A 22,168-nucleotide genomic window follows, 5' to 3' on the forward strand; every position below is an offset into this window, starting at 1 on the left:
GCTAAGTGCTTTTCTCATTAATCGAATGAACGTTTGATACCGAAGCAGAAAAGGTAAATAACTGTTTAGTGCGATTCATACTAGTATCGACTTTGTGCAACAAAATAGGTTTTGAGAGCACTAGTTGATTAGATTTAGTGTGAAAGTAATTACTAGCCTCTTGATAATGCTTACCGTCGCTAATGCATGCAAATTTGGTGACATCAATATAGTTTAGCCAACCGACAATTAGGCCAGCCTGTAAGACGCAGCCAATCAATGACTCGATGTCTTCTCTGATGGTTACCGAGGTGCCAAAAATCGGCTTATCTGACATCCCCACATCAGTATGATCATCTAGCACCAAGGTAAAGACGGGATCGCTTGCCTTGTGTCTGGGAGACAAATTGTTTGCTTGGCTCGTTGAAATCATACCTATGCGGCACCTTTGTTTAATGTATTATAATTGTTGGATACCAATTACCTTAGTCTAATATAACGCTTTAGTCTTAGTAGCTTGATGATTCAGATCAATGTATTAGTGATGAATGGGAGAAAAAGTTGAATAAAATAACCACGCCTAAATATATAAGCTTCGTTTTTATCGGTTTCATGTGCTTGTTTTCGTTGCAAGCGCATAGTCAAAGCGATGGGGCAACTCAGACTGGCTTTGTTGACCTTGTATATGATGCAAGCACCGATAGTATGTTCATAAGGCTAGATAAAACCCAGTTGGACCAAAACCTTATCTTTCAAAGCAGCCTGCCAAGAGGCATTGGCTCAAACGATATTGGTTTAGATCGAGGGCAGTTAGGAGATACACGTCTAGTCAAATTTGTTCGTTTTGGTAATAAAATATTATTGCAGCAGGTAAACACGGAGTATCGAGCAAGCTCTACTAATGATGCGGAGCGACGCAGTATTGACGAAGCCTTCGCTGACTCAGTGATTGCTGGGTTTATAATTGACTCTGAGACAGATAGCACACTGACCTTTGATTATACTGACTTTCTATTGTCGGATATTCATGGCATCAGCGACCGTTTATCAGCGAGCGGGCAGGGTGCTTACTCCCTAGACAAAAGCCGCAGCGGAATTTATTTGCCTCGCTCTAAAGCATTTCCAGAGAATACTGAGTTAGAGGCGTTAGTGACCTTTGCGGGCTCGCCAAAAGGTCAGTACATCAAAGATGTAACGCCAGATGCGAAAAGTGTCACTGTGCATTTGCATCATTCGTTTATTATGTTGCCCGACGATAATTATGAACCGCGTGTATTTCATCCATTTTCAGGATTTTGGAAGCATAGCTATCGTGATTACAGCGTGCCCATCGAGGCAGACATGGAAATCAAATACATTCCACGTCACCGTTTAAGCAAACTTAACCCTGAGGCACTAATCAGTGAAGCGCTTGAGCCTATCGTTTATTATCTTGATCCAGGTATTCCTGAGCCAGTCATGACCGCGCTAAAAGAGGGCGCTCAGTGGTGGGATCAGGCCTTTGAAGCAGCAGGGTATAAAAACGCATTTCAAGTAAAAGTGCTGCCTGCTGATGCTGACCCAATGGATGTCCGATACAACGTGATTCAGTGGGTGCATAGAGCAACGAGAGGCTGGTCTTATGGCAGTTCAGTGATTGATCCAAGAACCGGAGAGATCATTAAAGGACATGTGACGCTGGGCTCTTTGCGAGTGAGACAGGATTATTTGATTGCCTTGGGTTTAACTAGCCCGTTCACCGATAAAGAAACCGATACCAGCGCCCAGCTAAACCTTGCCCTGGACCGCATCCGTCAATTATCAGCGCACGAAGTCGGGCATACCATCGGAATTGCGCATAACTTTGCTGCAAGTGAAAACGATCGTGCCTCGGTGATGGACTACCCACACCCTCTGGTGACCCTACAAAATGATCAAATAGACTTGTCAGACGCATATGATAAAGGTATTGGCGATTGGGACAAATATGTGGTGACCTATGGTTACAAAGACTTTGCTGATGGCATAGACGAGCAAGCTGCACTGCTTGAACTTGTTGCACAAGCTAAAGCAAATGGATTTTTATATAAATCCGACCCTGATGCGCGCACCCCATCGCGTGCATCTGCAGACGGACATTTGTGGGATAACGGCGCTAACCCTATTGATGAGTTTACCAGAATCAGTGATGTAAGAGCCCACGCACTCAAGAACTTTGGTGTCAACTCATTGCCTTATGGCAGCGCTTATTCTGAGCTAGAGGAGCGCTTAGTGCCGATTTACTATGCGCACCGGTATCAGCTAGACGCCTTAGTAAAGCAAATTTCAGGAGTGGAGTATGATTACGCTGTAAAATCATCATCTTCACCCATACAAAAAGTCACAGCGGTTGAGGCGGGCGTGCAGCGCAAAGCACTGGAGCTAATGCTGTTGAGTGCAAGTGCAGATTACTTGTCTCTGCCAAATGAACTTTTGTCGTTGATACCTCCAAAAGCATACGGCAGCAGTCGTACGCGCGAAAGTATGGGTTCAAGAATGGGTATCGCATTTGATCCGGTGACTGCTGCCGAATCAGCTGCGGGATACTCACTGGCGATTTTGCTTAACCCGCAGCGTTTAAACAGAGTGGCTTATCAACACTCTATGAATAACGATATTCCTTCTGTTGCTGAGATTGCTAGCGGTGTATTTGAACGTTTGGTCAAGGTAGACAGCAGCAATGCATTAGAGGCGCGCATTAGCTACGTAGCGCTGAGCGTAGTCTTCGATACCTTGAGCTCAGATTTGCTTGCACCAGAGGTAAAATTGGCGCTACAGAACCAACTGATGGAGTTTCAAAACCAGCTATCCAAGCAACGAAGAGCCGGTGCAGAATCGAAAGTATTGCTGAAACACCTTCAACACTATTGGGACCATGGTACTTGGCCTATGAGAATGAAATTAATTCCCTTGCCACCAGGCTCTCCGATCTAAAGCCGGTTAAGACAAGAGCAAGAGTTTAGATTCACAAAAAAAGCACCTCTTTTAAAAATAGGTGCTTTTTATTATTGATGTTTGTTAAGCCTCAACAAAGCTTAGTTGGCAGTTTGCAGGGCCCTTATGCTGCTGGGCATTAACACCGTGGCGCTTGCTAGAGACATCGCATACCCCGGGCTTTCCTTTTCTAACGCGGCAGCGGGCAAATAAAAGTGCTTGTTGGCTCCTGACTGATACATCGCAGCATCTAATATATGCCATTTATCTTCTTGCCACACCTCAACCCAAGCATGGCCAACGGCCAGTACCTGTGCTTTCTCTTCAACTAAAATGGTGCCAATAATGACTCTCGCCGGCAATCCAAGAGAACGTGCAAGCGCAGTTAGTAAAACAGCGTATTCAGTACAATCACCACTGCGACTAGTTGCCACCACTGAAGCAATGTCAAAACCATTGACGTATGACGGCTTGTCGATGTGCTGGCTAACATATGCAACAAGGGCGTTAAGATCTATGCTCTGTGTTCTGCTGCCAGAAAAATTCGCAACAAACGCTTTAATGCTTGGCTCGCTAATATCAATTACAAAGCTATCTTTTGAATGCTTGGCGCTAACATTGCCTGCATAAAGAGCTTGTTCGATCATTTCAATCAGTAAAGTGGCATCGTCGAGTTTACTGACCTTTATGTCGGGCCAATCCTGCAAGCTTTTCGCTAAACCATCGGCATTGGTGGTAATCAGCTCAAAGCTGATCCTACTCCCTAGGGGCAAGCTTTGCTCTGGCGCCAATTGGATTTCCAGCATCGCCATAGAAGGACTAGACTGCGCGCTAGTATATGCGCTGAATACTAACGCTAAGCAGCAGCCTATGTATTTTAAAGTAATATGTTTTACGGTAATGAGGGTTCACCTTTTGAGTATATGAGTTCCATGTTCATAGAAACTGGACCCTGCTGCAAACTGCCTTGACGAAATACGCCTTTTTCATCGGCAAGAAACTTCATGACAAGTGCGCCCATATCCACCTCAAAGTTGGCGTTTTCATCACCTTCAATTTGTCTAAGCACTACCGGCAAGGCTGATGTTGGGTCAGCACTGGGGGCCCACATGTTAAACTCACCGGAGGTGGCTTCAGCATTGCGTAATATTTCAAGCTCAAGATAACTACCAAAACCAGAAAGCAACCAACCATCATGATCAAGTTTTGCGCTGATCGCCTTGCCTTGCATCTGCCCTTCAACTTGCCATCCCTCATCGCCATGTAAAATGGAAAACTGAGAAGTAACAACGCCGTTTTCAAGGGTATATTCGGAACCATTAATGAGCGAACCATCGGGTCTTGCCCAAGAGGTTGATACGGTGTCGGTGCGCGCAATCGAACTAGCATCTACAGGTATCAGCAGTGCAGTATTGTTGACGATATACACATCCCCATCGGCATCTTTGGCGTAGCTTTCTTGCATGTATCCCATTGGAATACCGTTTAGGCTAACTTTAAATAGAGACTCGAAGAACTCGGGGTTTTGCTGGTTTGCAGTAAAGGCTTTGACAAATGATTCGAAGACTTGTCTAAAGCTATCGCGATAGCCAATTTCGTTATGCATACAAATTTGCAGACTTTGGTCGGTTTTTGCTGACATAGCCTTGAGCACGCCAGATAATTTCTCACTGCCTTCGCCTAGGCTATATAGAGTGTCTAATGCCAAAAATGGGGTGTCACCAATTACGCCAGTATTGAGATAGTAGTTATTTTTACTGGTGAGCGCTTTGTCGTATATACTTGCCGCGCCAGATAAACCAAAGTCAATTACGGAATATAAAGACGTGGCTGGCCCATCGAATTCGCTAAATACATAACACTCTACCGGAGCGGGCGTACCGATATCTATGGTGTAATACCAAGTGCCGTCGCTATCATCAGCAAGCGTATAAGCCCCGATGACTTCTGCATCCACATTAAACTGCTCAAGCTTAAGTTGTGAAGTTTTATCCAGCTTAACTTCTCGAGCAATAGACTCTTGAAACCACTCTGGAAAATCTTTTAGATTGACAAAATCAACAGCATTGGCACTTAGCGCTAATGCAAAACTCATTAATACAGCAATAAATAGGCGGTAAAGCATATGGATTCGTTCCTTGAAAATTAAAAAATGGCTGGAAGCATGTTAATCGTTTTTTTTTAATTTTCCAGCAGAACCGCTCAAATAAAATGCTAATCGTTAGCGCAAAGATATTTACAGCACTGTGTAGCAGGCCTAAGCGAACGGCTCTGTAAAGCCTTAGATCACCCTGGAATATCGAGTCTGATGCAGTGGCTTATCGAGATATTGATCGAAACTCATGCATATGTTGCGCACGATCAGTCGGCCTCTCGCATGAATTTGAATGTCAGTGTCGCTGTGGGTGACCAACTTGTCATCAATAAAAGGCTTCAGATTTGCAAGACTGCTAGCAAAGTAATCATCAAAGTCGATGTTATATTGATGGGCGAATGCGTCTTTATTTATGCCAAAGTTACACATTAAACCGTGGATCAATGCACGGCGTATTTCGTCATCTGCGGTGAGTGCGATGCCTTTTACTTTCGGGCTTTGGCCGGCATCGATCGCGCGGTAGTAGTCTTTTAAATCTTTATGATTTTGTACATATACGTTTTTGATACAGCTAATCGCAGATACCCCAAGACCTAAGGTGCAATTTGCTTGGCTTGTGGTATAGCCTTGAAAGTTTCTAAATAAACGTTGCGCATTTTTTGCCTTGCTCAGTTCGTCTTCAGGCTTGGCAAAATGGTCCATACCGATAAACTCATAACCTTGCTCCGTTAGCTGGCTAATCGCCTGTCTAAATAAGCCAAATTTAGCCTCAGCATTTGGTAAGTAGTCATCTTTAATTTTACGTTGTGCGGCGAATAACTGTGGCATGTGCGCATAGCTAAATAAGGATATGCGGTCGGGCGACATTAACTGCATTTCATCTAATGTGTTCTGAAAACTGGCTTCAGTTTGATGCGGCAAGCCGTAAATCAAATCAAGATTAATTGACGCAAAGCCTGCCGCTCGGGCGCGGCTAATTAAATCTCTAATAAACTGTGTGCTTTGCACACGATTAATGCTCTGCTGTACTTTATTGTCAATATCTTGAACACCAATGCTTAAGCGGCTAAAGCCTAAGGATGCTAATTCATCGGCGTAATCTAGCTTAATTTCTCTTGGGTCGACCTCAATGCTCATTTCTACACTGTCGTTAAAATGAAAGACATCTTTTGTGGCTTGCAGCAGTCTGCTTAACTGTTGTTTATTCAAAAAACTTGGCGTGCCGCCGCCCAAATGAAGGCTGTCAACGCTGCAGCCGCTTGCTAGTTTTGCTTGTTGCTGTATTTCTTTAATCAAATAATCTAAATAAATATCGGCTTTGTGAGCGTGACGAGTAACAATTTTATTGCAGCCACAGTAATAGCAAAGCGAATGGCAAAAAGGAATGTGCATGTAAAGAGATAGTTTATTGGCATCTGTGGTGCGTGAAAGTGTCGATAGAGCATTGCTGAGAAGACTGCAGTTTTCTAGGGGTTCAAATGCGATTGCAGTAGGATAGGAGGTATATCTTGGTCCCGCAGTATTGTATTTTTGCATGACCTTTTGGTCAAAGTAATGATTAATTGAATCTGGCACGCTATACACTCTGAGCTTTAATATGTGCAAGCATTCTATGGAATGCGCCAATAGATAACTTTGATCTCGATTAAGCTTTTCGTATTTTTAAGATGAATGCTTCATTATCAACACAATCAATTACACTTAGTGACTAAAAACCATTAACCTGAATTTAACAATAAGTCGAAATAGTACAATATGGCAGAACTCTTTTTAGTCAGGCACGGGCAAGCGTCTTTTGGCAGCGCAAATTACGACAAGTTAAGTGAGCTGGGTCATCAGCAGAGCCAGCACCTGGGCGATTACTTTGCGTCACGCGGCATTGTCTTTGACCGAACCATTACCGGCGACATGGTGCGTCACAGAGAAACGGCTCAAGGTATTGTCGGCTCTCTTGACAGCGCAGAGATTGACACGGGGTGGAATGAATTTGATTTTAATGCCGTGGTTAGCGCCTATTTATCGGTTCATCCAGAACAGCAGCCAGCAAAAGGTGCTCCGCGCAGTGATTGGTATCGAGTACTCAAGTTAGCCATGCTTGCATGGTCTGAAGAAAAACTGCCTGATCTCGATGAAGATTGGCAAGGTTTTGAGACCCGCGTTCACAATGCCGCTCAGGCCGTTTTTAAATCATCCGACAAAAAAGTGTTGGTAGTCAGCTCCGGTGGTGCAATCGCCGTGTGCTTTATGCAGATGCTAGGTCTGCAAATTCAAAAAGCCATCGACTTCAATTTACAAATCAAGAATACCAGTGTGCATCATGTGTTCTTTAATAAAAACAGTGCACAGCTAAGCAGTTTTAATAATGTACCCCATTTAGATCACCCAGAGCGACAGCATCTGATTACGTATAGTTAATATAAGGTCAATTCCCATGAATTTTGATTACAGCGAAAAAACCCTAGGCCTGCTTGAGCGCCTAAACACTTTTATGGATGAAAATGTATATCCAGTTGAGCAGCAATATCATGACATGGTAGCCCATAACCCGAATATGTGGCGCACGCCAGAATTAATGGCAGACCTAAAAGCCAAAGCGCAAGCGGCCGGTTTATGGAACTTGTTTTTGCCCAGTGAATACCTCCCCTTAGGAGCCGGTTTAAGCAACCTTGAATACGCGCCTTTATGTGAAGAGATGGGCAAAGTCATGTTCAGCGGTGAAATATTTAACTGCAGCGCGCCTGACACGGGCAATATGGAAGTGCTCGCAAAATATGGTAGTGAGGCACAAAAGCAACAGTGGTTAATGCCATTACTAGCCGGAGAGATTCGTTCAGGTTTTGCGATGACAGAGCCTGAAGTCGCTTCATCTGATGCGACCAATATTGAAACATCGATCAGCAAAGACGGTGATGAATATGTGATCAACGGTCGCAAATGGTATACCAGCGGCGCGATGAATGAGAACTGTAAAATACTGATCGTGATGGGCAAAACAGATACCTCGGCCGCTCGCCATGAGCAACAGTCACAAATTCTTGTTCCTTTGGATACTAAAGGTGTCACGGTAGTTAGACCGATGTCGGCGATGGGCTATTTAGACGAGCCAATCGGACATGCGGAAGTATTGTTTGAAAACGTGCGTGTACCCGCAGAGAATTTAATTTTAGGCGAAGGTCGTGGGTTTGAAATCGCCCAAGGACGCCTTGGTCCGGGTCGTATACATCATTGTATGCGCCTAATTGGCTGTGCACAAAGAGCACTAGATTTAGCGTGTGTGCGTGTTGAGCAACGCATTGCCTTTGGTCAGCCCTTATCTAAACAGCAAAGCGTCAGAGAAAGCATCGCGCAGATGTACTGCAAAATAGAGCAGGCGCGCTTGCTCACATTGAAAGCAGCTGACCAGATGGATAGATACGGCAATAAAGTCGCTAAAAACATCATCGCTGCAATCAAAATTGTTGCGCCTAAAATGGCTTGTGACGTCATTGATGAAGCAATTCAGCTGCATGGCGCGGAGGGTACATCGCAAGACTCGATATTGTCTGCAACGTATGCATACGCCCGTACGATCAGATTAGCCGATGGTCCAGATCAAGTGCACATGATGCAGCTAGGCCGTAATCTTATCCAAGCAAAAAAAGCGCAATAGAACATTGATAAAGGATTCGTAAATGAAAGCAATTGTTTGTCATGAGTTTGCACAAGTTGCAGACTTAAAATATGAAGAGGTCGCTGACCCTGTAATAAGTGCTTCTGAAGTGCTTATTGATGTGGCAGCCGCCGGCGTGAATTTTCCCGACAGTTTGTTAGTGCAAGGTCTCTATCAATTTAAACCTGACTTACCGTTTATTCCGGGCACTGAAGTTGCCGGGACGGTCAGTGCAGTGGGTGCGGATGTAAAGCATCTCAAAGTAGGTATGCGGGTCTTAGGTATTTGTCGTTTAGGCGGTTATGCTGAAAAAGTCGCTATTCCAGCAGCGCAAGTGATGCCGATCCCCGATAGCATTCCCTTAGAGGAAGCGGCGGGATTGGTTACCGCACATGCTACCGCCCACCATGCATTAAAACAAAGAGCGCAAATCCAAGCGGGCGAGACCCTATTGGTAACAGGGGCTGCCGGTGGTACGGGCTTAGCGGCCGTACAAATTGGTAAGCAAATGGGAGCAATCGTCATTGCTGCCTGTTCGACTGATGAAAAGTGCGAAATTGCAAAACAAAATGGTGCGGACATCACCATTAACTATACTAAGCAAGACTTCAAAGAAGCGGTGAAAGCCGCAACCGACAACAAAGGTGTTGATGTAGTCTATGAGTGTGTTGGTGGAGATACTTTCCACACATGCTCTCGCCTGATGGCCTGGGCGGGTCGTTTGTTGGTGATTGGTTTTGCGGGTGGCGAAATCCCCAAATTCCCTATCAACTTAGCGCTGGTCAAAGGCTATTCGGTAGTTGGCGTATTTTGGGGTTCGTTTATGGCGCATCAACCGAAAGATTTCGTGGCTAATATGCAAGAGTTAATTACTTGGTATACCCAGGGCAAAGTGAAGGTACATGTGGACCAAGCTTATGCCTTACAAAATACAGTAGACGCTATTGATAGAGTGACAAGTCGTCAGGTAAAAGGAAAGGTTGTGTTGACGACCTAGTGCGCTTGCTAAACTCTTTTAAATCCTAGCACACATTAAAAAAGTGGCCCCGGAGAGGGGCCACCAATGGCAAAGTCGCCTTTGCCTACCATGTTGAACTGTTTATCAACAAGTGTGAAAAGTGCTTAAATCCTATCTAAAAGCTCTTTGGCTACCGCATTTTCCGAAAGTCCTTGTTCGCTAATCCACGCTTGCAAGGTCTTGCCATCATTTTCGGGTTCCGCTAAAAGCTTTTTTGGCATCTTTTTAACCAAGAGGGTTCCAGCTTCAACCGAATTATTTAAAATTGCGAGTTTGATTAAGCTGTTGCCGCCACATGATATGCCGCTGTAATAGTCGCGAAGCTGCAACTGGTAATTAGAATGAACGTTTTTCATTTTCTTCCGTAACTCGCCTTTGTCATCGGTTTTCACGATTTCACAAATGTTGGCTAAAGCTGCTTCGATTTCTGCGTTAGCAGAGGTCGACACAGTCAATGGCGCGATTACAAGTAACGGTATAAGTATCTTTTTCAACATGATGTTTACTCCGTATGGGTGACTACGGAATCTATGTTAAAGCACAAAGACCTGCTTAACAGACCAAGCGTCAATACTTGGGTATTAGCTTATATACGTCTTCTAAGCTGTTATCGCACTCAGACCATGCTTTTACCATGCAGTGACACCACCATCAATTGCGATAGTTTGGCCATTCATATAGGTATTCGCAGGTGAGAGTATGAGTACCATAACGTTAACAATTTCATCAATGGTGCTAATTCGCTTCATGGGTGAGCCCATGCCCAATTTTTTCTTGTCTTCGTCTGTCATCAAACCGCCGATATTCATGATGTCGGTTGGACTAAAAAATGGACAAATAGCATTTGCTCTCACATTATAGCGGCCATATTCTACAGCGGCGGTTTTCGTCATGCCGACTACCGCATGCTTTGCAGCACTGTATGCGCCGCCTTTTGGAGTGCCGCCTAAGCCAGCTAGTGAGCTAATGTTTAATATGTGTCCAGAGCCCTGCTTTAACATCACTTTTGCCTGGTGCTTCATGCCAAAACCGACCCCTTTTACATTAACGGCAAATTGGCTATCGTATATTTCTTCGGTCATTTCGTGCATTGCGCCTTGACGGTGGGCAATACCCGCATTGTTGACCGCAAAATCAAGTTTTGCAAAGTGCTGTAGGGCTAAAGCGACTGAATCTTCGGCACTGGATTCTTTGCAAACATCAGCGCACAAGGTTTGGGTAGTGCCTGCTTGCGCCAACAGTGCAGCGGTTTCATCAAGTGCCTGCTGATTAATATCGGTTAATACAAGCTTTGCGCCCCTTGCATTTAAAGCAATGGCTAGCGCTCTGCCAAAACCGCCGCCAGCGCCGGTAATGATCCCCACGGAGTCTGAAAAATCGAGTAGTGTATCCATATTAAATATTGCCTCTAAAAAGTGATATTGCGGTTTCGATTAGCTGGTCGCCAAGATCTTCTTGAAGAAAGTGACCACCGCCTTTGAGGGTTACATGGGGCTGGTTAAAGCAGCCCGGAATCAATTTTTGCATTATTTTATCGCCACCAGCAGTAATTGGGTCACTGTCACTGAATGCCGTTAAAAAAGGCTTGTTGAACTTAGCCAAAGACTGCCAAGCCTGACGATTATTCGCCGACTCCGGATCATCGGGTGAAATCGGCACTAACATCGGAAATTTTCTTACCGCACATTTATACTCTTCAGTTGGAAAGGGCGCATCATAAGCATCTTCCACCTCTTGAATTAATTCGTTTACGGTGGCTCGTTGAATGACTTTGCCAACTGGAAAATCTGGCACTTCTTGAGAAAAGCGCTGCCATTTTAAAAAATCTTCGCCAGGATGCTGATCACCGGTTGGCAACATTGTGTTTGCTGCCACGACTGCTGCAAATTTATCAGGATACTTTGCGACTAACCTCAAGCCCAATAGTCCACCCCAATCTTGACAAATTAGGTTGACATTGTTCATACCGGTGCCTAAGAAAAAACGTTCAAGCCAAGTTAAATGGTTTGCATAGGTATATGGTTCTTGTGAATCAAATTTATCAGACTTGCCAAAGCCGATTAAATCAGGCGCTAGCACTCTAAATCCATTCGCTTCTGCTTCACAAATCATTTTACGATACAGATAGCTCCATGACGGCTGCCCATGCAGCATCAATATAATTGGGGCGTCTGTCGCGCCATAATCGACATAGTGCATCATCAATGTTTGTGCAGTGTCGCCTACATCGATGTAGTGTGCTTGAAAGCTGTATCCTGGCAATTGTTTAAATCGCGATAATGGTGTTTTGAGTATCTTCATATTTACGATTAATTAACATTTTTTTTACAGTATATCGGGATAGGCAGAAAACAAACAATTCATTAGATTGACATTGCAGTATTAGTTAACGCTATGTTTTAACATCGTTTACAGCCAGTTTATTATCAATTGTTATTCATTATTATTAAATCAATAAATTGGGATGATATATGCGATTCCGTTAACCTAGTGTTAATAGTCATACTAGCAAAAGGTTTATCCATGCAAATAGATAGTAAATGTGTAGCGGTTGAGCAGATAGGCGATGTTGCGCTTATCAAAGTAAATAACGCACCAGTGAATGCATTGTCTAGAGCCGTAAGGCAAGGATTAATGCTGGCAATGGATGCAGCACTTGCTAATCCAGATGTTGCAGCGATTGTAATTTCTAGTGAGCTGGCTCTGTTTAGTGCCGGTGCTGATATCAGTGAATTTGCAGGTGGTAACTTAGAGCCAGGTTTGCCGCAAGTTTTAAACCACATTGAAAGTTCGGTTAAGCCAGTGATTGCTGCGGTGAATGGCAGTGCATTTGGCGGTGGTTTGGAGTTAGCGTTATCGTGCCACTATCGTTTGAGCTTTGCCGGTAATAAAGTCGGCTTGCCTGAAGTGCATTTAGGGATTTTACCGGGTGCTGGCGGTACTCAACGTCTGCCGCGCTTAGCGGATGCAAAAACCGCGTTAGATATGATCGTAAGCGGCGCGCCAACCCCAGTTACTGCGCTCCCCGGCGTATTTGATGAAATAGTGGGTTCAGCGGCTGAGCTATATGACGCGGTTTTTGCTTTTACCAAAAAAGCCATTGCGCAAGGCCCGCGTCCTGTGTCAGCGGTTAACTTATCTTTTGACGGTGACACACCTGCATTGTTTGCAGGCTATGCTGAACAAGTCAAAGCAAAAACAAAAGGCTTTTTTGCACCCGCAATGTGTGTTGAAGCAGTAAAGGCTGCCTATCAGTTGCCATTTGCAGAGGGCTTAGATGAAGAAGCTAACTTGTTCATGCAGTGCATGAAGACCCCTCAAGCGCGCGCTCAACAGCATTTTTTCTTCGCTGAGCGTGCAGCTGGACATGTACCCGGTTTAAACAAAGAAGCCCAGCTTCGTGATATCAAAAAAGTCGCCATTATCGGTGCGGGTACTATGGGTGGCGGGATTGCTATGAATTTCGCGAATGCCGGGATTCCGGTAACAATGTTAGAAATTAAGCAAGAAGCGCTTGATAAAGGCTTGGCATTAATTCGTCGCAACTATGAAAACTCCGCGAAAAAAGGCAAGCTCACACAAGAACAAGTTGAGCAGCGCATGGCCTTGCTAACGGGCGCAACAGATTATCAAGATCTATCTGATGTAGACCTAGTAATAGAAGCGGTATTTGAAAAAATGTCGGTGAAAAAAGAAGTGTTTACAGCCTTAGACAAAGTCTGTAAACCAGGCGCGATTTTAGCGTCGAATACCTCTACCCTAGATATTAATGAAATTGCTGAATGCACCTCACGTCCAAGCGATGTTATTGGTCTACATTTCTTCTCCCCTGCAAACGTCATGAAGTTGCTTGAAATTGTGCGTGCTGAGCAAACTTCAGATGATGTGATTAAAACATGTATGAAGCTGGCTAAGACGATTCGTAAAGTCGGCGTGTTAGTCGGTGTGTGTTTTGGTTTTGTTGGTAACCGAATGATTGAGGTGTATGGCCGCGAAGCAAATCGTTTAATGCTAGAGGGCGCCACACCAGAGCAAGTTGACCGCGTGATAATGCAGCTCGGTATGCCTATGGGTCCGTTTACTATGGGCGATATGGCAGGCCTTGATATCGGTTACTTCGTGCGACAGTCGCGCAAAGCCTTTATTGAACATGATCCTAGCTATTGCGTCGTCGCAGATGTTTTGGTCGAGGCGGGCAGAGTCGGCTTAAAAGTAGGCAAGGGTGCTTATTTATATGAGCCAGGGGATCGCAAACCCATCTCTGATCCAGAAGTTATTGAAATAGCCGCGCGCAAAGCCAAAGAACTTGGCATTGAGCAACGTCAAATAAGCGACCAAGAAATTTTAGAACGCTGCATCTATCCTCTTATTAATGAGGGTGCGGATATTTTACAAGAGAAGATTGCACAGCGTGCCAGCGACATTGATGTAATTTACGTCTATGGCTATGGTTTCCCGGTTTTCAGAGGCGGTCCAATGCAGTATGCAGATGAAACCGGTCTGAGTCACATCCTCGAGCGCATGCGCCATTATCAATCGTCACTAGGCGAATATGGTAAGCATTGGTTCACCCCTTCAAATTTATTAATCGAATTAGTTGAGCAAAATAAAACATTTGCCTCATTGAATAAATAAAGCGAGTACCGACGATGGAAAATTATAAAGCTACACAGCGCGACACATTATTTGTCACCCAAGAACTATTAAATATGGAAGCGCATTACCAAGACCTTGGGTTTGAAGATGCAACCGACGACTTAATCAGAGCAATATATGGCGAGGCCGCTAAGTTTGCTGAAAACGTGCTTGCTCCGCTCAATCAAGTCGGCGATGACGAAGGCTGTACAATTAACGACGGCGTTGTTACCACGCCAACTGGCTTTAAAGAAGCTTATCGTCAATACGTAGACGGCGGTTGGCCATCGATGGCACACCCAGTTGAGTTTGGTGGTCAAGGCTTACCTTACTCGCTTGCCACCACCATGGCAGAATGGTTTTCAGGCGCTAATCACTCTTGGGCGATGTATCCGGGATTAAGTCAAGGCTGCATGGAAACTCTGAAAGCAAATGGTACACCTGAGCAGCAAGAGATCTATCTTACGAAGCTGATTGAAGGTTCATGGACAGGCACCATGTGCTTAACTGAACCACACTGTGGATCAGACTTAGGCATGCTTAAATGTCGCGCTGAACCTACTGAGGATGGCTCATACAAACTTAGCGGAACAAAGATTTTCATCTCTGCAGGTGAGCATGACATGTCTGACAACATCATACATTTAGTGCTCGCTCGTTTACCTGATGCACCCGCGGGAACCAAAGGTATTTCACTATTCTTAGTACCTAAGTTCAACGTTGATGGCCAAGGTAATATTGGTGACCGAAACACAGTAAAATGCGGCTCGCTTGAACACAAAATGGGCATTAAAGGCAGCGCTACTTGTGTTATGAATTTTGATGAGGCAAATGGTTTCTTAGTAGGCGAACCCAATCGTGGTTTGGCATGTATGTTTACGTTCATGAACATTGCCCGCATAGGCACAGGTATGGAAGGTTTGTCGGCAACTGAAGCGGCATATCAAGGTGCGCTAGCCTACGCAAAAGACCGTCTTCAATTCCGTTCAATGACCGGCAAAAAGAACCCAGAAGGCCCAGCGGACCCTATCATTGTGCATCCTGATGTGCGTCGTATGCTGCTGACCCAAAAGTCACTGGCTGAGGGCAAACGCGCGATGGCGGTATACTGCATGAAAATGGTAGATACCACTCTTTATTCAGAAGATGAAGAAGCGAAAAAACTGGCAGAAGCAAAACTTGCGCTATTAACGCCAATCGTAAAAGCGTTTTTAACTGAAACCGCCCAAGAAGCGACCAGTTACGGAATGCAAATATACGGTGGACATGGCTACATCAAAGAGTGGGGCATGGAGCAACTTGCGCGCGATACGCGTATTTGCACCATGTACGAGGGTACTACAGGTATCCAAGCTATCGATTTATTAGCGCGTAAAATCATTGGTTCAAATGGCGAATTGCTAAAAGTATTTGCTACTGAAATAAAGACATATTGTGCCGATTTAAGAGGTCAATCGCAGTTTAATGCGTGGGCTAACTCTATCGATTCTCATGTAGATGAGTGGATTCAAATTAGCACGGATATCGCCCAGTTAGCGAAAACCAACCCTGATGAAATAGGCGCTGCATCAGTTGATTATTTGATGTATGCAGGATATATCACAGTTGGGTATTTCTGGTTGCAAATGGCCGTTACTGCCCAACAAAAGCTGGATGAAGGCACCAGTGAGACCGATTTTTATCGCGCGAAGTTGATGACTGCCAAGTTTTACTTTGATCGTATGTTATCGCGCACACGCTCGTTAGTTTCAGCAATCAATTCTGGCAGCGAAAACCTAATGCAAATGGAAGAAGCATTGTTTTCAGCAGGCAAATAAGCTTAGTTATTAAAGTGACTTACTAAGCTACTATCTAATTAAAAAAGCGGAACGAGACATTTTTGCTGACTCTTTCCGGTTTTTTTATATGCAAAAATGTTGCTAGCTAACGCAATGCTCTACTATTACTCAATGGGATTTGACCGTTTTGTGCCAAGCACACCTAAAGGCTACTTATGATAAAAACTAACATCGCAGAGCTATCGACAACTTCCGTACAATATCTGTCGGTCTTCAAGCAGTCAGAGGATCAAGCCTCACAGCCATTATTGATCATGCTGCATGGTTTTCCTGAAAATAGCTGGAGCTGGCAAGCATATTTAGAAAGCTTATCAGGTGATTTTGAAGTTATCGCGCCAGATTTACCGGGTTACAATGGCTCTTCAGGATATCCAAGTGACAAAGATTACACGATTGCACATTTAGTCGAGACGATGGCCGAATTTGTAAAACATGTAAGTGGTGGTCGACCGGTACATTTAGTTGCGCATGATTGGGGAGGGGTTATTGCCTGGCCTTTAGTTGCCTTTTATAGGGATTTGTTTGCAAAACTAAGTATTCTGAATGCAGCACACCCCACCGGATTTACTCGCGAGATGGCAAATAATCCTCGGCAACAGGCTAACAGTGATTACATTACTGATTTAATCAGTGAAGATGCATTTAGCATTACTAGTGCAGATGAGCATAAGATGCTTAAACGCCTTTATGGTGGTTTTTATAAAAGGCTTACCACAGAGCAGCAAAGTGCGTATGTAAATCAGTGGTCAAACCCACACACAATGAAACAAGCGTTTGCCTACTACAAAAATATGCCGCAGTTAGTCACTCAACGCCTAAGAGCTAACTCGGACGTAAAGCTACCGAATATTGAAATTAAGGTGCCTACTCAAGTGCTATGGGGAATGAAGGATACGGCTTTTGTACCAGAGGTGTTGAACGGTATGGAGCAGTGGATTGAGGAGCTAAGTTTAGTGAAATTTGATGATGCAGACCATTGGTTGCATCATCAGAAAATTCCGGAAGTCATCGCGCATATTCGCAAGTTTCATTTAGCTTAGCGCGACAACCTTGTCCTTAAATTACATGCGCGCTTTTACTACTGCTGCTATCTCAGTTCCGTCCAAGCCATTATTAGCAATCCAGTCGGTGAGTGCGATACCGTCTTTCTCGGGCTCGGCTAACTTCGACTTAGGCATTTTTTTCACCAACAATGTGCCCGATTCGACGGCATTACTTAACAGTGCAGTCCGGATCAGGCTATTGCCATTGCAAGTAATGCCGTCGTAGTAATCGCCTAGTTTCAATGCGTAATTTGACTGTACATCGCGCATTTTTTTACGCAATTCTGACTTATCATCACTTTGAACAATATTACATATATTCGCCAATGCGGCTTCAACACTCGCATTTGCATTAAAGCTCAAGACAGAACTCGCACAAATTGACGCTACAACTATGGTTTTTAATTTCATCATGGTAAATGACCTTTTAAGGATTAATAACAACCCGCGAAGTGTATGCTTATCGCGCTATTGAGCAATCTCATAGGTCATAATATGGTGTAAAAAGATATACCTAAAGTCAGAGGTCAATTCTGACGCTTCTCAATTTACTCATGCGGATTATAGGTTTTTGCGACCTCAGCAATTTGGTTGCGCATCCACTGATGAGCGCTGTCATGATCCGCACTCAAATGCCAATACAAGTAATATTCAATTGGCGGAATATCAAAGGGTATTTCATACATTGCCAAATCATAATGTTTAGCTAAGTGATAAGGGATACAGGCGATAAGATCGGTTTTAACGACGGCAGACGGCACGGTTAAGAAATGTTGGCTGCGCATTACCACTTTACGTTTCTCACCGATTTTATCTAACGCAATATCTACCGGACCGGCGCCTCTGCGTCGATGTGAAACATTAATATGACCTAGCTTTAAAAAGGTCGACAAACTTAAGCCTTGCTGCAGTAACGGATGATTCTTTCTGGCTAATACAACGAATCTATCTTGCGCTATTGCTTGCTTTTTTAAATGCGGGTCAGTAAATGTCGAAGCATCGGCAAAAAAGTCCAAACTTCCACTGGCCATGGCAGACACTACACTTGTTCTAGCGATTTCATAATTGGTTAGCGTAATGTTGGGCGATAAGTTCTGCAGTCGCGCCATGAGTCTTGGCATGATGCTTACTTCTAGTAGGTCTCGGCTCGAAAAATGAAAAGCTTTTGTTGAGCTTTCAGGTTCAAATATATGACTTTGTTGAACACTTTTTCTAAGCAGACCAAGAGCCTCTCGTGCCGGTACAATGATATTCTGTGCGACTGGAGTAGGGGTCATGGAATGACCTGTTCTAACAAACAGAGGATCATTGAGCATTTCGCGTAAACGCGCCAGTGAATTACTCACAGCGGGCTGCGTAATACATAGGACATCGGCCGCTTTGGTGAGGCTACCAGCTGTATAGATCGCATCGAACACAGCAAAAAGATTTAAATCAATGCGGTGTAAGTTCATTGTTGTCTCCAATAAGTTGCATTCATAACTTCAATATATTGTTATCAAAATATTCAATTGAAGTATCACTATGGTTAATAGTATAAGAGGATTTCAATTAAAAGCAGTAATAAATTAGGATTAATATGAATATTGCTCAATTATCCATCGGAACCGCTATGTCCACGCCAGACTGGTTTCAAGTCACGCAAAAAATAGTGAATGACTTTGCAGACGTAACTGGTGACTTTCAATGGATCCATTTGGATCAACAAAGGTGCGCTACTGAAAGTCCGTTTAGGACAACTATTGCTCACGGCTTTTTGACGGCCGCTCTCATGCCGCAGATGTTTGCAAAATGCGTTTCGATTGATGCCAGTCGATATACCATGCTTAATTACGGGATCGATGGTTTACGTTATTTAGAATCGGTTAGAGTAGACGACAAAATTCGATTTGGATTTTCGCTTACTGAAATTGAACAAAAACCTACCGGTAAGTTGCATCGTTTTGCGACCCATGTAGAAATTGAGGGCCGTGATAAACCTGCTTTGGTAGGTGAGTTTTTAATGTTGCTGATAGAAAATCCAGCATAAATATAGGTATTTTGGAATACTGGTCCGACCATCTTTTTATAAAATAATCACATATAACTAACAAAAAATTTACAAACCCTTGATCATTTCCTACTATAGGGCGTAGATGTAATACATCTGTACAATAATAACGCCACAAATTTTAAGTGGTGCTCTTCCATTTTAGGGGATGATTTATGAAGTTTACTGGCAAAAAAACTGCTGTTGCTGCTTTCGTTGCGGCCCAGCTTATGACTTTACCATCGGTAGCGTTGGCGCAGTCGGCTGACGAAAACGAAGCGAGCGAAGTAGAGCTTATATTAGTAACGGGTAGTTTCGTAAGGCGAAGTGAAAACTTCGAGTCACCTTCTCCACTGCAAGTGGTTGATAGTGTAGCGATTGAAACTATCGGCGCAAAAAACATTGCAGATATCACACAAACGCTAACAATTAATACTGGCTCTGAGAACTCACCTGACGCATTTACACAAAATGCTACTGCGGGTACCTCAAACATTAACTTAAGAGGTTTGGGTGTAGCTTCTACCCTAGTCCTGTTAAACAACAAGCGCCAAGTTGTCAACGCACAGCCAACTAACGAAGGTTTAAACTTCGTCGATACTAGTTCACTTGTGCCGATGATAGCGATTGACCGCATGGAAATCGTTAAAGACGGCGCCTCAGCTCTTTATGGCTCTGATGCTGTAGCTGGTGTTGTTAACTTTATTACTAAACGTAACTATGAAGGCGCAAAAATTACGGCCGATTATCAAGACGGTGCGCACGGCAACAACAAAGAATATATTTTACAAGGTCTTTGGGGAGCAACGTCTGATAAAGGCAATATCATGGCCGCTGTCAGCTATACAAATCGTTCACCGCTGTTCTTATCAGATCGTCGTTTGTCTCGTCCACAGGACGATACGAGTGCACTAGGTAATCCAGGTTCATTTTTCTTCACTGCTGGTCCACTAGCAGGCACACCCATTATTGACCCAGGCTGTTCTGCTTTTGGTGGTTTCCCGCAGTTGCTAGCACCCACCGGAACGGTGCCTGGTCTAGACATCGGGCTATGTGGTTTTGACTTCGGTCCAGGCTACTCATATGTTCCCGACGAGACTCGCCTGAACGCTTTTTTCAACGCAAATTATGAAATATCTGATTCGATGACTTGGTCTACCGAAATTAGCTATGCTCGTAACCGTGCAGAGCGCGGCGGCGCGCCGAGCTTCCCGATTTTGACAGGCCCATTAGTGCCTGCTGCACATCCTAACAACCCATTTGGCCAAGCCGTAGTGTTCTTCGGTAGAGCAGAGGGTAACGGTTTTGAAGCGGATCCAGCCAACACTGAGTCTGATACATTCCGATTTAGCACGTCACTTCAAGGCGAGTTAGAAGATGGTTTTTGGGAAATTAGCTATACCAACGGCGTTAATGATTTCTACTTTTCAGTTGAAGACGTAATTCGAACAGAATTTACTCTGGCCCTGAATGGTTTAGGCGGTCAAGGCTGTGATCCAGTTAACGGTACACCTGGTCAAGGCAACTGTGAATACTTTAACCCCTTCTCTACTAGCTATACTTCCGCGCCAAACAGCCAAAACGTGATTGATTCATTCTCTGGTCTACAGCAGATTGATTCACGCGCCACGCTAGAAGTCTTGGAAGGTTTTGCCTCGTTTGATGTATTTGAAATGGACGGCGGTGTTGCGGCTATGGCAGTCGGCATGCAATATCGTGATGAGGGCTTATCGCAAGATTACGATGCCCTATCAAACCAAGACTCATTTACATTTGTTATCGGTAACCCTGATTTTGACGACAGTTTAGACGTATGGGCTGCATTCGCAGAGATTGCTTTGCCAGTTACTGATGACTTAGACGTGCAAATCGCATTGCGTTATGAAGACTACGGCGGTGTTATCGGTGATACCTTTGATCCAAAGTTAGCATTTAACTACCGTGCTACTGACGATTTGTCGTTAAGAGGTTCAATTTCAACTTCGTTTAGAGCACCTTCAGTATTCATGCGAAACGGTGGTGCAACATCATTGCAGCAATTAAGAGATCCACTAATTGGCGCGAATGCGTTTGCTGCAGTTAGAACAGCAGGTAACGAAAACTTAACTCCAGAGCAATCTGAAGCTTACAACATTGGTTTCTCTTTTGAACCGATCGATGATTTATCAATTGAACTTGATTATTGGAACTTTGATTTTGAAGACTTGATCATTCAAGAAAGTGCTCAGGCAATCTTGGATCTTGACCCAAGTGACCCAAGCAGAATCGTCAGAGCGGGTAATCCTTTAACTGGTCCGCTGGTTCAGGTGAACAATACTTATGTGAATGCAAGTTCGTTAAGTACGGCTGGTTTCGATATTGTTACTAGCTATAAATTAGAAACTGAGATAGGTACTTTTGTTCCTAATTTGTCTGCTACGTATATCACCAAATATGATCTTGTTGATCCACAAGCCGGCCCTATTGATGGCGCGGGTCGTCGTAACTTCACTAACATTGGTGTATCCTCGCCAGAGTTGCGTGCTAACCTTGGTTTAGGTTGGAGTAATGGAGCATATGGTGCTAACTTGTTTGCGCGTTATGTTAGTGCTTACGACGACGATCAAAACGCTGATCCAAGTGGAAATGGCTTTTTAGAAGTCGATAGCCATGTGACATACGATGCTCAAGTAACGGTTGACTTAGGAACGGTACTAGACACACAAACTAGCTATGTTCTTACCTTTGGTGGTATCAACTTAACCGACGAAAATCCTCCACAGGTATTTACTAACAGCGGATTTGACTCTAAGGTTCATGACCCTAGAGGACGTCAGTTATATGTTAGATTAGCGGTTGAATTCTAGGTCTTAATCTCAACATACATAACTTAAGTGACAAAGCCCCTGAATAGGGGCTTTGTTTTTATTGCTTATACATTAAAGGATACT

Annotated in this window: 18 protein-coding genes; 9 read left to right on the forward strand and 9 right to left on the reverse strand. The window is 44.0% G+C overall.

The window, feature by feature from the left end:
- Nucleotide 1 precedes the first annotated feature (1 nt).
- Nucleotides 2-412 carry a hypothetical protein gene (locus tag AB9H30_RS09685; RefSeq protein ID WP_371194469.1) on the reverse strand — a complete coding sequence of 137 codons (411 nt, stop codon included), beginning with the start codon at nucleotides 410-412 and terminating at the stop codon, nucleotides 2-4.
- A 179-nt stretch (nucleotides 413-591) separates the two neighbouring features.
- Here AB9H30_RS09685 and AB9H30_RS09690 point away from each other — a divergent pair, with 179 nt between their 5' ends.
- Entirely contained in the window at nucleotides 592-2,931 is a 2,340-nt protein-coding gene (locus AB9H30_RS09690) for a zinc-dependent metalloprotease (RefSeq protein ID WP_371194619.1), read from the forward strand.
- A gap of 101 nt (nucleotides 2,932-3,032) precedes the next feature.
- On the opposite strand, the gene AB9H30_RS09695 is transcribed toward AB9H30_RS09690, so the two are convergent.
- From AB9H30_RS09695 to hemN, 3 genes are all read right to left on the reverse strand, one after another.
- Complete coding sequence (locus AB9H30_RS09695; protein ID WP_371194470.1) at nucleotides 3,033-3,743, reverse strand: transglutaminase family protein; 711 nt, start codon at nucleotides 3,741-3,743, stop codon at nucleotides 3,033-3,035.
- A gap of 80 nt (nucleotides 3,744-3,823) precedes the next feature.
- Nucleotides 3,824-5,056, reverse strand: a complete 1,233-nt coding sequence (locus tag AB9H30_RS09700) for a hypothetical protein (RefSeq protein ID WP_371194471.1) — start codon at nucleotides 5,054-5,056, stop codon at nucleotides 3,824-3,826.
- Nucleotides 5,057-5,212: 156 nt separating this feature from the next.
- Complete coding sequence (hemN, locus tag AB9H30_RS09705) at nucleotides 5,213-6,601, reverse strand: oxygen-independent coproporphyrinogen III oxidase (RefSeq protein WP_371194472.1); 1,389 nt, start codon at nucleotides 6,599-6,601, stop codon at nucleotides 5,213-5,215.
- 180 nt (nucleotides 6,602-6,781) lie between these two features.
- On the opposite strand from hemN, the gene AB9H30_RS09710 reads away from it, so the two are divergent.
- Genes AB9H30_RS09710 through AB9H30_RS09720 form a run of 3 tightly spaced genes read left to right on the forward strand, consistent with a single transcriptional unit; the run spans nucleotide 6,782 to nucleotide 9,672 of the window.
- Nucleotides 6,782-7,441, forward strand: a complete 660-nt coding sequence (locus AB9H30_RS09710) for a histidine phosphatase family protein (protein ID WP_371194473.1) — start codon at nucleotides 6,782-6,784, stop codon at nucleotides 7,439-7,441.
- Between the two features lie 16 nt (nucleotides 7,442-7,457).
- Complete coding sequence (locus tag AB9H30_RS09715; RefSeq protein WP_371194474.1) at nucleotides 7,458-8,675, forward strand: acyl-CoA dehydrogenase family protein; 1,218 nt, start codon at nucleotides 7,458-7,460, stop codon at nucleotides 8,673-8,675.
- A gap of 22 nt (nucleotides 8,676-8,697) precedes the next feature.
- Nucleotides 8,698-9,672 (forward strand): NADPH:quinone oxidoreductase family protein, encoded by a 975-nt coding sequence (locus AB9H30_RS09720; RefSeq protein ID WP_371194475.1) that lies wholly within the window; start codon nucleotides 8,698-8,700, stop codon nucleotides 9,670-9,672.
- A gap of 125 nt (nucleotides 9,673-9,797) precedes the next feature.
- On the opposite strand, the gene AB9H30_RS09725 is transcribed toward AB9H30_RS09720, so the two are convergent.
- From AB9H30_RS09725 to AB9H30_RS09735, 3 genes are all read right to left on the reverse strand, one after another.
- Nucleotides 9,798-10,190 (reverse strand): DUF3718 domain-containing protein, encoded by a 393-nt coding sequence (locus AB9H30_RS09725; RefSeq protein WP_371194476.1) that lies wholly within the window; start codon nucleotides 10,188-10,190, stop codon nucleotides 9,798-9,800.
- A gap of 132 nt (nucleotides 10,191-10,322) precedes the next feature.
- Entirely contained in the window at nucleotides 10,323-11,087 is a 765-nt protein-coding gene (locus AB9H30_RS09730) for an SDR family NAD(P)-dependent oxidoreductase (protein WP_371194477.1), read from the reverse strand.
- Nucleotide 11,088: 1 nt separating this feature from the next.
- Nucleotides 11,089-11,994, reverse strand: a complete 906-nt coding sequence (locus AB9H30_RS09735; RefSeq protein ID WP_371194478.1) for a haloalkane dehalogenase — start codon at nucleotides 11,992-11,994, stop codon at nucleotides 11,089-11,091.
- A 222-nt stretch (nucleotides 11,995-12,216) separates the two neighbouring features.
- On the opposite strand from AB9H30_RS09735, the gene AB9H30_RS09740 reads away from it, so the two are divergent.
- From AB9H30_RS09740 to AB9H30_RS09750, 3 genes are all read left to right on the forward strand, one after another.
- Nucleotides 12,217-14,328, forward strand: coding sequence for a 3-hydroxyacyl-CoA dehydrogenase NAD-binding domain-containing protein (locus AB9H30_RS09740; protein ID WP_371194479.1), 2,112 nt, complete (start codon nucleotides 12,217-12,219; stop codon nucleotides 14,326-14,328).
- Nucleotides 14,329-14,342: 14 nt separating this feature from the next.
- A complete protein-coding gene (locus AB9H30_RS09745; protein WP_371194480.1) occupies nucleotides 14,343-16,145 on the forward strand; it encodes an acyl-CoA dehydrogenase C-terminal domain-containing protein in 1,803 nt (600 codons plus the stop codon).
- A gap of 176 nt (nucleotides 16,146-16,321) precedes the next feature.
- Nucleotides 16,322-17,206 carry an alpha/beta fold hydrolase gene (locus tag AB9H30_RS09750; RefSeq protein WP_371194481.1) on the forward strand — a complete coding sequence of 295 codons (885 nt, stop codon included), beginning with the start codon at nucleotides 16,322-16,324 and terminating at the stop codon, nucleotides 17,204-17,206.
- A gap of 21 nt (nucleotides 17,207-17,227) precedes the next feature.
- Here the strand turns inward: AB9H30_RS09750 and AB9H30_RS09755 are convergent, their stop codons facing one another.
- A complete protein-coding gene (locus AB9H30_RS09755) occupies nucleotides 17,228-17,623 on the reverse strand; it encodes a DUF3718 domain-containing protein (protein WP_371194482.1) in 396 nt (131 codons plus the stop codon).
- A 134-nt stretch (nucleotides 17,624-17,757) separates the two neighbouring features.
- Nucleotides 17,758-18,663, reverse strand: a complete 906-nt coding sequence (locus AB9H30_RS09760; protein ID WP_371194483.1) for a LysR family transcriptional regulator — start codon at nucleotides 18,661-18,663, stop codon at nucleotides 17,758-17,760.
- A gap of 125 nt (nucleotides 18,664-18,788) precedes the next feature.
- On the opposite strand from AB9H30_RS09760, the gene AB9H30_RS09765 reads away from it, so the two are divergent.
- Nucleotides 18,789-19,238, forward strand: a complete 450-nt coding sequence (locus AB9H30_RS09765; RefSeq protein ID WP_371194484.1) for a MaoC/PaaZ C-terminal domain-containing protein — start codon at nucleotides 18,789-18,791, stop codon at nucleotides 19,236-19,238.
- A gap of 176 nt (nucleotides 19,239-19,414) precedes the next feature.
- Nucleotides 19,415-22,084, forward strand: a complete 2,670-nt coding sequence (locus tag AB9H30_RS09770) for a TonB-dependent receptor plug domain-containing protein (RefSeq protein WP_371194485.1) — start codon at nucleotides 19,415-19,417, stop codon at nucleotides 22,082-22,084.
- Nucleotides 22,085-22,168 lie beyond the last annotated feature (84 nt).

Origin of the sequence: Glaciecola sp. SC05 (genome assembly GCF_041380235.1) — a bacterium.
GTDB lineage: Bacteria > Pseudomonadota > Gammaproteobacteria > Enterobacterales > Alteromonadaceae > Glaciecola.

What these genes read in the sequence shown, in the direction of transcription:
- AB9H30_RS09725 (WP_371194476.1), bottom strand. Translation starts at nt 10,190, where the DNA reads ATGTTGAAAAAGATACTTATACCGTTACTTGTAATCGCGCCATTGACT.
- AB9H30_RS09700 (WP_371194471.1), bottom strand. Translation starts at nt 5,056, where the DNA reads ATGCTTTACCGCCTATTTATTGCTGTATTAATGAGTTTTGCATTAGCG.
- AB9H30_RS09770 (WP_371194485.1), top strand. Translation starts at nt 19,415, where the DNA reads ATGAAGTTTACTGGCAAAAAAACTGCTGTTGCTGCTTTCGTTGCGGCC.
- AB9H30_RS09735 (WP_371194478.1), bottom strand. Translation starts at nt 11,994, where the DNA reads ATGAAGATACTCAAAACACCATTATCGCGATTTAAACAATTGCCAGGA.
- AB9H30_RS09750 (WP_371194481.1), top strand. Translation starts at nt 16,322, where the DNA reads ATGATAAAAACTAACATCGCAGAGCTATCGACAACTTCCGTACAATAT.
- AB9H30_RS09745 (WP_371194480.1), top strand. Translation starts at nt 14,343, where the DNA reads ATGGAAAATTATAAAGCTACACAGCGCGACACATTATTTGTCACCCAA.
- AB9H30_RS09685 (WP_371194469.1), bottom strand. Translation starts at nt 412, where the DNA reads ATGATTTCAACGAGCCAAGCAAACAATTTGTCTCCCAGACACAAGGCA.
- AB9H30_RS09730 (WP_371194477.1), bottom strand. Translation starts at nt 11,087, where the DNA reads ATGGATACACTACTCGATTTTTCAGACTCCGTGGGGATCATTACCGGC.
- AB9H30_RS09710 (WP_371194473.1), top strand. Translation starts at nt 6,782, where the DNA reads ATGGCAGAACTCTTTTTAGTCAGGCACGGGCAAGCGTCTTTTGGCAGC.
- AB9H30_RS09760 (WP_371194483.1), bottom strand. Translation starts at nt 18,663, where the DNA reads ATGAACTTACACCGCATTGATTTAAATCTTTTTGCTGTGTTCGATGCG.
- AB9H30_RS09690 (WP_371194619.1), top strand. Translation starts at nt 592, where the DNA reads ATGTGCTTGTTTTCGTTGCAAGCGCATAGTCAAAGCGATGGGGCAACT.
- AB9H30_RS09740 (WP_371194479.1), top strand. Translation starts at nt 12,217, where the DNA reads ATGCAAATAGATAGTAAATGTGTAGCGGTTGAGCAGATAGGCGATGTT.
- AB9H30_RS09695 (WP_371194470.1), bottom strand. Translation starts at nt 3,743, where the DNA reads ATGGCGATGCTGGAAATCCAATTGGCGCCAGAGCAAAGCTTGCCCCTA.
- AB9H30_RS09715 (WP_371194474.1), top strand. Translation starts at nt 7,458, where the DNA reads ATGAATTTTGATTACAGCGAAAAAACCCTAGGCCTGCTTGAGCGCCTA.
- AB9H30_RS09720 (WP_371194475.1), top strand. Translation starts at nt 8,698, where the DNA reads ATGAAAGCAATTGTTTGTCATGAGTTTGCACAAGTTGCAGACTTAAAA.
- AB9H30_RS09765 (WP_371194484.1), top strand. Translation starts at nt 18,789, where the DNA reads ATGAATATTGCTCAATTATCCATCGGAACCGCTATGTCCACGCCAGAC.
- AB9H30_RS09755 (WP_371194482.1), bottom strand. Translation starts at nt 17,623, where the DNA reads ATGATGAAATTAAAAACCATAGTTGTAGCGTCAATTTGTGCGAGTTCT.